This window comes from Pseudomonas sp. USHLN015 (assembly GCF_037153275.1).
GTDB lineage: Bacteria > Pseudomonadota > Gammaproteobacteria > Pseudomonadales > Pseudomonadaceae > Metapseudomonas > Metapseudomonas tohonis.
On record NZ_JBBCKP010000009.1, the window covers coordinates 333,030 to 345,327 of the forward strand.

Below are 12,298 nucleotides of genomic sequence, written 5' to 3' on the forward strand. Positions count from 1 at the left end.
GGGTTTCGGGACGAACGGTGCAGGGGCGGGAAGGCGGGGCCGCTGCGCTGGCATGGCGCGCGCAGCCGGGCCCGGAGCAGGTCCGGGCCCGGCCCCGGGTCAGGCGGCCTTGCCTTGCAGGTCCTGCTTCATGGACTTCTTCAGGGCCTCCATCTCCGCGCCCAGTTCGGCGAGTTTCTGCTTGCCCAGCAGCTTGGCGGCCTGGGGAAACATCTCCTTCTCCTCTTCCTCGATGTGGTGTTCCAGCAGCTCCTTGAGCACCTTGGCGCGGCCGGCGAATTCCACGGAGGACGGCGAGGTCTGCTTGAGGTCCGGCAGCACCAGGGAGTCCACGGTGCGGTGTTCCTCCTTGGCCTCGGCCGACATCACGGCCTCGTCCTTGCCCCCGGCGGCCTTGTAGGCGGGGTAGAAGATCTGCTCTTCGATGGTGGTGTGGACCAGCAACTCGATCTCGATCTTCTGCAGCAGCTCGGTGCGGGTCTTGACCCCGCGCTCGGTGGTGCTGCCGAGGCGTTCGAGAAGGGCTTTAACGGTGACGTGGTCCTGCTTGAGCAGTTCGATTGCATTCATGGTCGTGTCCTCATCGGTTGCGGAGGCCGGTCCGTGCCGGCGCCTCTCCTAATGACTGACGCGCGTGCGACGAAGCGGTTCAAGCTCTTTTCGGGGCTGGGCGGGCTGCATGGCGACCGAAGTCGCCCCTGCAGGTGCGGTGCAGCCGGTCATGGGCCGGGTGCGACCCGACGGGCCCGTGCACGACGCGAATCAGGAATGGATCGACGAGCTCACCGCGTCCGCCGCCATGCCCAGGCAGTCGATCTCGTGGATCATCCCGGTGGCCAGCGCGGCTTCGGCATCGAGGATGCGCGGCGCGGCCCTGAGGTAGTCGAGGATATCCAGCGGCTCGGCCGCCATGGGCGTGCGCTCGGCGACGATGCGCGCATAGAGGTGCAGGTCGTAGTCCAGGCTCATGGCGTATTCCGACATCCGCGCGTGGTCCACCGAGCCGTTGAGGTTCCAGTGGAAGGGGTGGAAGAGGAACTTGCTGTGCTGGCACGCGCTGCGTCGCTCGCCGGCGAGGAAGATGATGTTGCCCATGGACTCCACCGTGCCCAGGTTGTGGGTGCGAACGGGGATGGGCAGCGAGATGAGGAAGTTGTACAGGGAGAATCCGTAGCTGCATTCGCCGCCCATGGTGGCGATCTTGATCACCAGCTCGTCGGCCCCCTGCTGCACGGCCTGGGTGCAGCGCTCGATGAGCTGGCCGGTGGTGGTGGAGTTGATCGGCGCGGTGAAATGCACGATGTGGCTGGCCATGGCTGCCCTCCTTTACTGGCGGTGGTCACGGGTCGGTCACGCGTGAGCGCTCAGCGTGGCGGGCTGTCCGGGGCGTCGGTGGTGGCCGGCCGGTCCTCGGTGGAGGGGGTGCGCGGTGCCTGCCAGTCCGGGTGCAGCTCGGCGGGTATGCCTTCGCGCTCGCGGGTGGGCGGTTCACGGTCGGCGGTCGGGCTCGATTCGACGCAGCGGTTGTCGGTGTTGCGGGGTAGGTCGCTCATGGTCGGCTCCTGTGGATGGGGGCTTCGGTGGATGACGTCGGTGGATCGTCGTCTTCGGTGGAGCCGCGACCGGCGCTGGTTGTTCCACCAATCCGTTGACCGGCGACGGCGGGCCGGACCGATCATCCCGTCGCCTGAACTCCCCCGGATCGGCCGCAGTCATTCCAGCATCACCCCTCGGAGGACCCCCACCATGCACACGCACTATGAAGGCCTGGCCACCCTCGTCTACGTCCCCGGCAACACGGGCTCGTCGAGCATGCCGACCGCCAGCAGCGCCGCCGTGGTGCTCGACGAAACCATCCCCGGCATCTTCAGCGTCACCTGCGACCTCGACCTGGGCGATGCCGACGAGCTGCGCATCACCCTGCCCAACGGACGCAGCGTCGAGGGCGTGATCACCTACAAGGATGGGCGCACGCTCAACATCGTGGCCCGCAGCTGAGGATCGGCACATGAATCCAGCGCGCACAGCCGCCTTGCAGGAAGCCTTGTGGATCGCCCTGGAGGCCACCCTGGCGGCCGCCGAGGAAGCCGGGATGGAGCGCGAGCAACTGCTCGCCGCCGCCCGGGGCATCGCCGCCTCGGCATTGAAGGGCGGCTCCGGCAAGGCCGAGGCACTGATCGCCCAGGCCGCCTTGCGCCGGCACATCGGCCAGCGGGCCTGAGCGGCAGCCCCCGGGGCGCCCTCCACAATTGACGCGGTGCCAATAAATTCCTTGAGCAGGGGGCGTGGATCGTGGTGTCTTGCGCCTGGAGCGGAGCGGTGGATGGCGCCCGGCTCGGGGATGGATGTGCACGGGCGGAGAACCGAAGCGTGGTAGCTGGATATCTTGGGCAACTCCTGGCGATCGCCAACGACCCCTCGCGCAGCTGGGCGAACCGGCTGGCGGCGATGCGCATGGCGCTCAGGAAGGCCACGCAGCAGCACGAGCAGCAGCAACGCGAACTGTGGAGCCGGCGCCGCAGGCTGCGCCAGCACCTGCCCTTCACCCGCACCCTCCTCAGGGAACTCGAAGCTGCGCAGCATGAGCAGCTGGCCACCTACCAGGCGCTGCTGCGCTCGACCGGCAGCCTGCTGGTCGCCAGCGAGGCGCAGGTGCTGGACGCCCTGGGCAGGCAGCGCCTGCTGGACCTGCTCGGGGTCAACCCGGTGCACCGGCGGCGCATCCCCGGCAACGTCGAGCGCCTGCTCTGCGCCGTGGTGCTGCAGGGCCTGGAGGACAGCGCCCGGCAGTTCAGCGGGCGGCGCATCCCTGGGCCCCGGAGCGGCCCCCTGGCCCGCGCCTTCAACGAGGTGATGGCCTGCGCCACCCTGCAGAAGCTGCGCAACAGCCGCGGCAAGGCCTGCCGCACGGCCAACGCCCCGTCGCAGCGGCATGCCGAATGCGCCACGCCGGTGCTGACGGTGCACAACGCTGACGGCAGCCGCCAGGTCTACCCGCTGCGCTGAGGCCCGTTCACGCCGCGCATACCTCCCTCACACAGGCCCGCAACCAGCGATGCGCCGGGTCGGCGTCCATCCTCGGGTGCCAGAGCATCGAGACCTGGATCGGCGCGACGTCCAGCGGCAAGGGGAAGCTGAACAACCCGGCCCGCAGGCTGCCGCTGTGGCGCTCAGGCACGGTGGCGATGAGATCGGACGCACGGGCCAGCGCCAGGGCCGCCGAGAAGCCACCCACCAGGGTGACGATGTCCCGCGCGAGGCCGGCGGCCTTTAGCGCCTCATCCACCGGGCCACGGTCCTTGCCGCGTCGCGACACCAGCACATGGCGTCCGCCGGCATAGCGCTCGGCAGTGATAGCGCCTCGGGTCAGCGGGTGGCCCTCGCGCACCACGCCGACGAAACGATCCTGGAACAGCGCTCGCGTGCGGATCTCGGGGCCGGCATCGGCGCCCACCACGCCAGTGTCGAGGTCGACGCTGCCGTCGCGCAGGGGCGCGCTGTCCTTGTCCGTCTTGGTCACGAAGCGCAGGCGCACGCCCGGTGCCTCCTCGCCGATGCGCCCGATCAGCGCCGGGCCGAAATTCTCCACGAAGCCGTCGCCGACCCGCAGGGTGAAGGTGCGCGCCAGGCGCTGCAGGTCGAGGTGCTCCACGGGGCGCAGCACGCTCTCGACGCCGAGCACCAGCTGGCTGACCTGCTCGCGCAGCTCCAGCGCCCGGGGCGTGGGCACCAGGCCACGGCCGGCGCGGACCAGCAGCGGGTCACCCAGGGTCTCCCGCAGCCGCGCCAGGGCCCGGCTCATGGCCGAGGGGCTGAGGTGCAGGCGCTTGGCCGCACGCGCGACGCTGCCCTCGGCGAGCAGCACGTCCAGGGTGATCAGCAGGTTGAAATCGGGATGGGTCATGGGCGGAAAAACTAGCACGCCGCCGCCGGGATAGGGCGCCCGATGCATGAATAAAGTGCAAATGCTGCGCCTTCCGCCATATCAGCGAGGCGAACACACTGCGGGCGACCTACTACAGGAAGAGCGCCATGCACTCCACCACGGCAACATCCGCCCCCTCCGAACGAACCACCGGCTCGAAATGGGCGCTGGCCAGCCTCGCCCTGGCCACCCTGCTCGCCTCGCTCGGCACCAGCATCGCCAACGTCGGCCTGCCGACCCTTGTCGACGCCTTCGGTGCCCGCTTCCAGGACGTGCAATGGGTGGTGCTCGCCTACCTGCTGGCCATCACCACGCTGAGCGTGGGCGCGGGCCGCCTGGGCGACCTGCTGGGGCGCCGCCGCCTGTTGCTGGCGGGCTTGCTGGTGTTCAGCGGCGCCTCGGCCTTGTGCGGCCTGGCCCCTTCCCTCGGTTGGCTGATCGGCGCCCGCGTGCTGCAGGGCCTGGGCGCCGCCACGATGATGACCCTGGCGATGGCGCTGATCGGCGAAACGGTGCCGCGCGAGAAAACCGGCAGTGCCATGGGCCTGCTCGGCACCCTCTCGGCCATCGGCACCGCGCTGGGGCCGTCACTCGGCGGATTGCTGCTGGCCGGACCCGGCTGGCGGGCGCTGTTCCTGGTCAACCTGCCCCTGGGCCTGCTGGCCTTCGCCCTCGCCTGGCGCCATCTGCCGCGCCAGCCCCGTAACGCCGATGCTGCCGCTCACTTCGACAGCCCCGGCACCCTGCTGCTGGCCCTGACGCTGACGGCCTATGCACTGGCCATGACCCTGGGCAGGGGGCATTTCGGCGCGCTCAACGGCGGCCTGCTGCTGGCCGCGTGCCTGGGCGGGTCGCTGTTCATCCAGTTCGAGAAACGTACCGCTTCACCGCTGCTGCGCCTGGCGATGTTCCGCGACCCGCTGCTGCGCACCGGGCTGGCCACCGGGGCGCTGGTGACCACGGTGCTGATGGCGACGCTGGTGGTCGGGCCCTTCTACCTCGCTGGCGCCTTGCAACTGACGCCGGCCCGGGTGGGGCTGGCCATGGCCTGCGGGCCGCTGGTGACGGCGCTGATGGGCGTTCCCGCCGGGAGCCTGGTAGACCGCCTGGGCGCGGCGCCCATGGTGCGCGTCGGGTTGATGGGCATGGCGCTGGCAATCACGGCCCTGCTGCTGATGCCGCTGAGCCTGGGCGTGCTGGGCTACATCCTGCCGCTGACGGGCCTCACCGCCGGCTATGCACTGTTCCAGGCGGCCAACAACACGGCGGTGATGGCCGGGGTGGAGGCCACGCAACGCGGCGTGGCCTCCGGCCTGCTCAACCTGTCGCGCAACCTGGGGCTGGTCACCGGTGCAGCGGCCCTGGGCGCGGTGTTCGCCTTCGCCACGGCGAGCGACGACATCAGCCGCGCCGCGCCAGAGGCCATCGCCGCCGGCATGCGCGGCACCTTCCTCGTCGCCCTGGGGTTGATCCTCCTCGCCCTGGTGATCGCGCTGGCCGGGCGCCGGCGCTGACCCCGGCCCCGATCAGCGCGTGCTGCGCTGCACCAGGCCGATGAGGGTGGCGAAGAGTTCGTCCTCGGCCTGGGCTGGGGTGATCTCCTCGGCCGCGGCGGCATGGGACAGCGCCTCGGCCGCCCCGAGCATCGCGCGCAACCCGGCGGCGCCGATGGTGCCCTGGCCGATGAAGGGCGTGAGCACGGCGCGGCACTTGTCGAGGAAGATCACCTCGTACTCGCGCTTGATCCGCTCCAGCTCCGGCGAGCCGGCCAGGGCGGCGGCGACGCCGGGGATCTCGCGCCCCTGCTGCAGCACACAGGCGACGTAGGACGAGGCGATGACCCGGGCGATGCCCTCGAGCGTCGGCTCGGCGACGTCCAGCGCGGCATCCATGACTGCGGTCTGGCGCGCGTCGTAATCCTGGTAGAGCACCGCCAGCAGCCCCTGCCGGGTGCCGAAGTGGTCGTAGACCACGGGCTTGGTGACGCCCGCCAGTTCGGCCAGGCGACCCAGGGTCAGCGCATCGCTGCCCTCCTCCCGCACCAGGCGCCAGGCCACGTCCAGCAGCTGTTTCTGACGCTCCTCGCGGGACAGCCGACGGCGCGGCTGCGCGGCGGAGTCCTGTTCCTTCTCATCGCTTGACATGAATAACCTACCAAAAGTAACTTACTAATCGTAACTTACTGAAAGTATATAAGCGCTTTCAGCCACCCCGCAATCGAGCCCCGGGAGGTTCCGCCATGCAAGCCCTGATCGTCGTCGCCCACCATGACCCCGAATCCCTGACCCACGCCATCGCCGCCGAGGTCGCACGGGGCGTGGCCGAATCCGCGCCCGGCAACGGCAGCGAGATCGCCGACCTGTTCCGCGAAGGTTTCGACCCCCGCTTCAACCCCGCCGACCACGCCGTGCACCGCCACCGGGCGACGCCGCCGGCGGATGTGCTCGCCGAGCAGGCACGCATCGACGGCGCCGATGCCCTGGTGCTGGTCTACCCCGTCTACTGGTGGTCGATGCCCGGTTTGCTCAAGGGCTGGATCGACCGCGTGTTCAGCAACGGCTGGGCCTTCGACTTCGTCCTCGACCAGCGCTTCGATAAGAAGCTGCAGCACCTGAAGGTGCATCTGCTGGGCATCGGCGGTGCGGATGCCGGCACCTTCGAACGCCACGGCTACCGGGCGGCGATGAAGGCACAGATCGACCACGGCATCTTCGATTATTGCGGAGCGCAGGTGGTCAGCTCCGAGCTGCTGCTGGAATCGGAAAGCCGCGACCCGACCGAGTACCTGCGGGCAGCACGCCGCCTCGGCCAGTCGCTGTTCGCCCAGGCGCCGGCGGCGCGCCCCGTGGAGGCCTGAGGCTCAAAGGCGGCCCCCACCTGCCGGGGGGACTTGTAGGGGCGACTTCAGTCGCCCAGCAGTCCGCAGGACTGCCCCAACTCCGGGCTTCCATATGGCTCCGCTGGTGGATGAAAAGAGCGTCATCCCCCCTACCCACCGGTCAACTGTGGGAGCGGCTTCAGCCGCGAAGGACTCGCCGCCGGCACCTGGCTGCGAATCGTCGGATGCTCCATCGCGAATGGATTCGCTCCCACGGCATGGGCGGCGGTGTGGAGACCCGGGCCGAGGCAACTGGCCCGGGCGCGGGAGTTTCCGTAGAATCCGCCGCCCTCCTCCTGTCCCGCACTCCCCCGGTAGCCCATGAAAGCAGCCCGCATCCGCGCCGACGTCCTGGCCGGCCTGACGACGTCCTTCGCCCTGGTGCCCGAGTGCATCGCCTTCGCCCTGGTGGCGCACCTCAACCCGCTGATGGGCCTGTATGGCGCGATCATCATCTGCACGCTGACGGCGCTGTTCGGCGGCCGGCCGGGCATGGTGTCCGGGGCCGCCGGCTCCATGGCCGTGGTGATCGTCGCGCTGGTGGTGCAGCACGGCGTGCAGTATCTGCTGGCCACGGTGCTGCTGGGCGGGGTGATCATGATGGCCTTCGGGCTGCTGCGCCTGGGCAAGCTGGTGCGCATGGTGCCGCACCCGGTGATGCTCGGCTTCGTCAATGGCCTGGCGATCGTCATCGCGCTGGCCCAGCTGGAGCATTTCAAGACGGGCGAGGCCTGGCTGTCGGGCAAGCCGCTGGCGACCATGCTCGGCCTGGTGGCGCTGACCATGGCCATCGTCTACCTGCTGCCGCGCCTGACCCGCGCCATACCGCCGGCCCTGGCGGCGATCCTCGGCATCGGCCTGCTGGCCCACTTCACGGGCCTGTCGACGCGCACCCTCGGCGACATGGCGCACATCGCCGGCGGCCTGCCGACGTTCGCCCTGCCCGAGGTGCCGTGGAGCCTGGAGACGCTGCGCATCGTCGCCCCCTATGCATTGCTGATGGCGATGGTCGGCCTGCTGGAAACCCTGCTGACCCTCAACCTCACCGACGAGATCACCGAGAGCCGCGGCTACCCGGACCGCGAGTGCGTGGCACTGGGCGCGGCCAACATGGCCTCGGGCCTGTTCGGCGGCATGGGTGGCTGCGCGATGATCGGCCAGACGGCGATCAACCTCGGCTCGGGCGGCCGTGGCCGGCTCTCCGGCGTGGTGGCCGGCGGCATGATCCTGCTCTTCGTCCTGTTCCTCTCGCCGCTGATCGAGCGCATCCCGCTGGCCGCGCTGGTGGGCGTGATGTTCGTGGTGTCGCAGCAGACCTTCGCCTGGGCCTCGCTGCGGGTGCTGCACAAGGTGCCGGTCAACGACATGCTGGTGATCATCGCGGTGACGGTGATCACCGTGCTCACCGACCTGGCCGCCGCCGTGATGCTGGGCATCGTCATCGCCGCCATCAACTTCGCCTGGCAGCACGCCCGCGAGCTTTATGCCGACAGCCACCTGGAGGCGGACGGCAGCAAGCGCTACCAGGTTCACGGCACGCTGTTCTTCGCCTCCACCACCCCCTTCCTCAATCAGTTCGACCCGGCGGGCGACCCGGCCCAGGTGACCCTGGACTGCCGCCACCTGAGCTTCGTCGATTACTCGGCCATCGCTGCGCTGATGACCCTGCGCGAGCGCTATGGCAAAGCCGGCAAGCACCTGCGCGTCGTGCACCTCTCCGAGCGCTGCAAGCAACTGCTCAAGCGCGCGGGTGTGCAGCACGGGTGAACCCTTCGCGAGCAGAGCTCGCTCCTGCGGTGGAAAGGCGTCTGCCGGGAAGTCGGCGCACGCCCTTGGCACGGATGTAGGAGCGAGCTCTGCTCGCGAAAGTGACCCAAAGCGAAATGAAAATGCCCGGCCACCGTTGATGCGATGGCCGGGCATTTTTCTGTGCCTGGGCCTTGCGGCTCAGGCTGGTGCGTCGGTCAACCCGCCTCGGACAGCGAGGCCATGTCGATCACGAAGCGGTAGCGCACATCGGATTTCTCCATGCGCTCGAAGGCTTCGTTGATCTGGTCCATGCGGATCATTTCGCAGTCCGGGAGGATGTTCTTGCGGGCGCAGAAGTCGAGCATCTCCTGGGTCTCGGCGATGCCGCCGATGGGCGAGCCGGCGAGGCGGCGGCGACCGAGGACGAAGGGGATGGTCAGCTGTTCGTCGATGGGGCCGATCTGCCCGACTATCACCAGGGTGCCGTCGATGTCCAGCAGCGCCATGTAGGGCGAGACGTCATGGCGCGAGGGCACGGTGTCGATGATCAGGTCGAAGCTGGACTGGGCGGCGCTCATGGCCTTCCTGTCGGTGGACACCAGCAGGCGGTCGGCGCCCAGGGCCCTGGCATCGTCGGCCTTGTCGGCGCTGCGGCTGAGCACGGTGACTTCGGCACCGAGGCCGACGGCGAGCTTGACCGCCATGTGGCCGAGACCGCCGAGGCCGATCACGCCCACGCGGCTGCCGGGGCCGACGTTCCAGGTGCGCAGCGGCGAGTAGCTGGTGATGCCGGCGCACAGCAACGGCGCCGCCTTGGCCAGGTCGAGGCCTTCCGGCACGCGCAGGACGAACTCCTCGCGCACCACCAGGTGCTTGGAGTAGCCGCCGAAGGTGACTTCCTTGGTGATGCGGTCACGGCTGTTGTAGGTCTGGGTGTTGCGCTCGCGGCACAGCTGCTCCTCGCCCTTGCGGCACTGGTCGCACTGCATGCAGGAATCCACCATGCAGCCCACCGCCACGTTGTCGCCGACCTTGTAGCGCGTCACCGCCGGGCCCACCTCGATCACCCGGCCGATGATCTCGTGGCCGGGGACGATGGGGTACAGGCTGAAGCCCCAGTCGTTGCGCGCCTGGTGCAGGTCGGAATGGCAGACGCCGCAGTAGAGGATTTCCATCGCCACGTCGTTGGGGCGCAGTTCGCGGCGCTCGAACTTGAAGGGTGCGAGCGGTGCAGCGGCGGTCTGCGCGGCATAACCGATTGTGAACATGAGCAGTACTCCAGGGGTTGAGGATCAGCCGACGCGTCGGCCTTCGATGGGATAGGCGGGATCGGAATAGCCGGGGGTCGAGGCGTGCCCGGTGGCCACCAGGCTTGAGACTTTGAGGGCGCTGCGCCCCAGGTTGTGGTAATCCATGGGAGTCTCCATCCGGACCAGGCTGGAAAGGGTAGATCAGCGGAGGGTGCGATCAATGCGATGGGGCCCGGAATCGGGCCAGGAGCGAAGATTAAGCGTCGTCGGGGCCTGTCCGGTAGTCGACTACTCCGGCGTGATTGCCCATTCCTGCTATTCGTCGAAAGCCCTGTAAGGTGCATTCCAGAGCGCTCCCCGCCTTGCCTGATACTGCTAGGGGCACCCTGGGCATTCGCCGTGTCGATGATGGGGCATCAGCCCGGCGGGGTATCCGCTGCAATCTGGCGCGACGCTGCCCCAGGCACCTAGGGTGGAGTCGATCCGCCCTGCCCCGCCAGGCAGCGAAAAACCTGGCCATGCGGTTAGCTTGTGCGGCGCCCTGCCGCATGCCGGAACGCCGATCCGCAATCGGGAAGCCGCCGTTTATATGGGCCGTATACCGGACACTTATTGCGCGCCAAGAGGCACTTTTGCAATTGCCCGATACTGCGCTCTTTAAACTTCCAGACGCAGGCAATCACAGTTTGGACTGTATAAATCGCGAACAAAAAAAAGCCGCTTCAAGAGAAGCGGCAAATAAACCAAAGGATGATGAACTGGAGCAAGGCGCCACTCCGACAACCTGCTGGAGCTGCACCCTGGGGAATTCATCGGCGCCAGAATACTCGCCGCGTACAATCGCAAATTATTAATTTCATTGATAATAATCATCAGCTCCAACAGTTACGAATTGCTTGCGCGCGCGTGTTAACTGTCGCCCGACTACCTGTTCCGCGAACATTCGAATTCATAATGAGTTCGCACGGTCGTCAGCGGGAAACTACAGTTCCCGCACGGACGTCAATGGACCAAGTGGTTTCTTCCTGCCGACTCCAAGCACTCCAAAAAAACCAATATCTGGGAGCATCCATGCATAACCGAAACTATATAGCCGCCGCCTGCACGCTGCTGTCCCTGGGTATCGCCCAGGCCCATGCCAGCGAGCAATCCGACGCCAAGGGCTTCGTCGAGGACGCCAGCCTGAAGGTCCTGCTGCGCAACGCCTATTTCAACCGTGACTACAAGGACAAGACCAACGACGCCAAGGTCTGGGGCCAGGGCTTCATCGGTACCTTCGAGTCCGGCTTCACCCAGGGCACCGTCGGCTTCGGCGTGGACGCCTACGGCCTGCTGGGCATCAAGCTCGACAGCGGCCGTGGTCGCAACTACAGCGCCTTCTTCGACACCGACAGCGACGGCCACCCGGTGGATGACCTCTCCGAGGCGGGCGGCGTGATCAAGCTGCGCGTTTCCAACACCGTGCTCAAGTACGGCAACCAGTTCCCGTCCCTGCCCGTGCTCGCCTATGACGACAGCCGCCTGCTGCCGCAGGCCTTCACCGGCACCCTGGTGACCAGCAAGGAAATCGAAGGCCTGGAACTGAACGTCGGCCGCTTCACCGCCGACAGCCCCATGGGCGACCCGGCGCGCGACCCCAATCGCCTGAAGAGCATCGACGTGATCGGCGGCAGCTACGTGATCAACGATGCGCTGTCGGTGGCCCTGTACCACTCCGATGTCGAAGACACCTTCAAGAAGTACTACGGCAACGTGAACTACACGATTCCGTTCAACGCGGAACAGGCCCTGAACGTCGACTTCAACATCTATCGCACCGACTACGACGACAACTCCGATGCCGCGCTGGACTTCGGCGGTGACGGCGACAACGACAAGAACACCCTGTGGAGCCTGGCCGCCAAGTACAGCGTCGGTGCCCACGCGTTCATCATCGCCCACCAGCGCAACACCGGTGATGCCGGCTATGCGTACGACTACGGCGACGGCGGCAGCACCATCTACGTGGCCAACTCCTACTACTCCGACTTCAACCTGAAGAACGAGCGCTCCTGGCAGGCGAGCTACGAGCTGGACTTCGCCACCTATGGCGTGCCCGGCCTGAGCTACAAGGTCGCCTACGTGCGCGGCAGCAACATCGAGGCCGGCGGCGAGAGCGACGGCACCGAGCGCGAGCTGTTCAACCAGTTCAAGTACGTGGTGCAGGACGGCCCGGCCAAGGACCTGTCGTTCAAGCTGCGCAACTCCATCTACCGTGCCGACAACAACGTGGGCCCGGACCTGAACGAAGTCCGCGCCTTCGTCGAGTACCCGATCAGCATCCTCTGATCGCCAGCACGCGCGCCGGGCAACCCGGCGCGCGCCCCCTCGCCCAGGCACTCCCTGCAGGAGCGGCTTCAGCCGCGAAAGACCCGCCGCCAGCACAAGGCTGCGAGTGGCCGGATATTTCCTCGCGAATGAATTCGCTCCCACAGAATCCAGCAAGCGCTTCGCGAG

At 67.7% G+C, this 12,298-nt stretch carries 14 protein-coding genes; 7 read left to right on the forward strand and 7 right to left on the reverse strand.

From position 1 onward, the window contains the following. Positions 1-99: 99 nt before the first annotated feature. From WFQ67_RS20100 to WFQ67_RS20110, 3 genes are all read right to left on the reverse strand, one after another. Positions 100-570 (reverse strand): hemerythrin domain-containing protein, encoded by a 471-nt coding sequence (locus WFQ67_RS20100; RefSeq protein ID WP_111262545.1) that lies wholly within the window; start codon positions 568-570, stop codon positions 100-102. Positions 571-762: 192 nt separating this feature from the next. Further along, positions 763-1,314, reverse strand: a complete 552-nt coding sequence (locus tag WFQ67_RS20105; protein WP_213625196.1) for an ATP-dependent Clp protease proteolytic subunit — start codon at positions 1,312-1,314, stop codon at positions 763-765. Positions 1,315-1,364: 50 nt separating this feature from the next. Continuing rightward, complete coding sequence (locus WFQ67_RS20110) at positions 1,365-1,553, reverse strand: hypothetical protein (protein WP_173177329.1); 189 nt, start codon at positions 1,551-1,553, stop codon at positions 1,365-1,367. Between the two features lie 193 nt (positions 1,554-1,746). Between WFQ67_RS20110 and WFQ67_RS20115 the strand changes: the two genes are divergently transcribed. From WFQ67_RS20115 to WFQ67_RS20125, 3 genes are all read left to right on the forward strand, one after another. Beyond that, complete coding sequence (locus WFQ67_RS20115; RefSeq protein ID WP_337057995.1) at positions 1,747-1,998, forward strand: hypothetical protein; 252 nt, start codon at positions 1,747-1,749, stop codon at positions 1,996-1,998. A gap of 10 nt (positions 1,999-2,008) precedes the next feature. Beyond that, the gene (locus WFQ67_RS20120; protein WP_213625198.1) at positions 2,009-2,221 is read left to right on the forward strand and encodes a hypothetical protein; all 213 of its coding nucleotides are present in this window, start codon (positions 2,009-2,011) and stop codon (positions 2,219-2,221) included. A gap of 149 nt (positions 2,222-2,370) precedes the next feature. Then, the gene (locus WFQ67_RS20125; RefSeq protein WP_213625199.1) at positions 2,371-3,006 is read left to right on the forward strand and encodes a hypothetical protein; all 636 of its coding nucleotides are present in this window, start codon (positions 2,371-2,373) and stop codon (positions 3,004-3,006) included. A gap of 7 nt (positions 3,007-3,013) precedes the next feature. Here WFQ67_RS20125 and WFQ67_RS20130 read toward each other — a convergent pair whose 3' ends face one another. Beyond that, complete coding sequence (locus WFQ67_RS20130) at positions 3,014-3,904, reverse strand: LysR family transcriptional regulator (RefSeq protein WP_213625200.1); 891 nt, start codon at positions 3,902-3,904, stop codon at positions 3,014-3,016. A 128-nt stretch (positions 3,905-4,032) separates the two neighbouring features. Here WFQ67_RS20130 and WFQ67_RS20135 point away from each other — a divergent pair, with 128 nt between their 5' ends. After that, the gene (locus WFQ67_RS20135) at positions 4,033-5,439 is read left to right on the forward strand and encodes an MFS transporter (protein ID WP_337057996.1); all 1,407 of its coding nucleotides are present in this window, start codon (positions 4,033-4,035) and stop codon (positions 5,437-5,439) included. Positions 5,440-5,451: 12 nt separating this feature from the next. Here WFQ67_RS20135 and WFQ67_RS20140 read toward each other — a convergent pair whose 3' ends face one another. Continuing rightward, positions 5,452-6,069, reverse strand: coding sequence for a TetR/AcrR family transcriptional regulator (locus WFQ67_RS20140; protein WP_337057997.1), 618 nt, complete (start codon positions 6,067-6,069; stop codon positions 5,452-5,454). Between the two features lie 95 nt (positions 6,070-6,164). Between WFQ67_RS20140 and WFQ67_RS20145 the strand changes: the two genes are divergently transcribed. Both WFQ67_RS20145 and WFQ67_RS20150 read left to right on the forward strand, forming a co-directional pair. Continuing rightward, the gene (locus WFQ67_RS20145) at positions 6,165-6,782 is read left to right on the forward strand and encodes an NAD(P)H-dependent oxidoreductase (protein WP_337057998.1); all 618 of its coding nucleotides are present in this window, start codon (positions 6,165-6,167) and stop codon (positions 6,780-6,782) included. Between the two features lie 342 nt (positions 6,783-7,124). Continuing rightward, the gene (locus tag WFQ67_RS20150; protein ID WP_337057999.1) at positions 7,125-8,570 is read left to right on the forward strand and encodes a SulP family inorganic anion transporter; all 1,446 of its coding nucleotides are present in this window, start codon (positions 7,125-7,127) and stop codon (positions 8,568-8,570) included. Positions 8,571-8,767: 197 nt separating this feature from the next. On the opposite strand, the gene WFQ67_RS20155 is transcribed toward WFQ67_RS20150, so the two are convergent. Continuing rightward, entirely contained in the window at positions 8,768-9,820 is a 1,053-nt protein-coding gene (locus tag WFQ67_RS20155; protein WP_173177348.1) for an NAD(P)-dependent alcohol dehydrogenase, read from the reverse strand. Between the two features lie 24 nt (positions 9,821-9,844). Beyond that, positions 9,845-9,967 carry a hypothetical protein gene (locus WFQ67_RS20160; RefSeq protein ID WP_280527433.1) on the reverse strand — a complete coding sequence of 41 codons (123 nt, stop codon included), beginning with the start codon at positions 9,965-9,967 and terminating at the stop codon, positions 9,845-9,847. A gap of 906 nt (positions 9,968-10,873) precedes the next feature. Between WFQ67_RS20160 and WFQ67_RS20165 the strand changes: the two genes are divergently transcribed. After that, positions 10,874-12,130, forward strand: coding sequence for an OprD family porin (locus WFQ67_RS20165; RefSeq protein ID WP_337058000.1), 1,257 nt, complete (start codon positions 10,874-10,876; stop codon positions 12,128-12,130). The last annotated feature ends 168 nt before the right edge of the window (positions 12,131-12,298 follow it).

What these genes read in the sequence shown, in the direction of transcription:
- WFQ67_RS20145 (WP_337057998.1), top strand. Translation starts at nt 6,165, where the DNA reads ATGCAAGCCCTGATCGTCGTCGCCCACCATGACCCCGAATCCCTGACC.
- WFQ67_RS20130 (WP_213625200.1), bottom strand. Translation starts at nt 3,904, where the DNA reads ATGACCCATCCCGATTTCAACCTGCTGATCACCCTGGACGTGCTGCTC.
- WFQ67_RS20135 (WP_337057996.1), top strand. Translation starts at nt 4,033, where the DNA reads ATGCACTCCACCACGGCAACATCCGCCCCCTCCGAACGAACCACCGGC.
- WFQ67_RS20100 (WP_111262545.1), bottom strand. Translation starts at nt 570, where the DNA reads ATGAATGCAATCGAACTGCTCAAGCAGGACCACGTCACCGTTAAAGCC.
- WFQ67_RS20165 (WP_337058000.1), top strand. Translation starts at nt 10,874, where the DNA reads ATGCATAACCGAAACTATATAGCCGCCGCCTGCACGCTGCTGTCCCTG.
- WFQ67_RS20160 (WP_280527433.1), bottom strand. Translation starts at nt 9,967, where the DNA reads ATGGATTACCACAACCTGGGGCGCAGCGCCCTCAAAGTCTCAAGCCTG.
- WFQ67_RS20115 (WP_337057995.1), top strand. Translation starts at nt 1,747, where the DNA reads ATGCACACGCACTATGAAGGCCTGGCCACCCTCGTCTACGTCCCCGGC.
- WFQ67_RS20150 (WP_337057999.1), top strand. Translation starts at nt 7,125, where the DNA reads ATGAAAGCAGCCCGCATCCGCGCCGACGTCCTGGCCGGCCTGACGACG.
- WFQ67_RS20140 (WP_337057997.1), bottom strand. Translation starts at nt 6,069, where the DNA reads ATGTCAAGCGATGAGAAGGAACAGGACTCCGCCGCGCAGCCGCGCCGT.
- WFQ67_RS20155 (WP_173177348.1), bottom strand. Translation starts at nt 9,820, where the DNA reads ATGTTCACAATCGGTTATGCCGCGCAGACCGCCGCTGCACCGCTCGCA.
- WFQ67_RS20110 (WP_173177329.1), bottom strand. Translation starts at nt 1,553, where the DNA reads ATGAGCGACCTACCCCGCAACACCGACAACCGCTGCGTCGAATCGAGC.
- WFQ67_RS20120 (WP_213625198.1), top strand. Translation starts at nt 2,009, where the DNA reads ATGAATCCAGCGCGCACAGCCGCCTTGCAGGAAGCCTTGTGGATCGCC.
- WFQ67_RS20105 (WP_213625196.1), bottom strand. Translation starts at nt 1,314, where the DNA reads ATGGCCAGCCACATCGTGCATTTCACCGCGCCGATCAACTCCACCACC.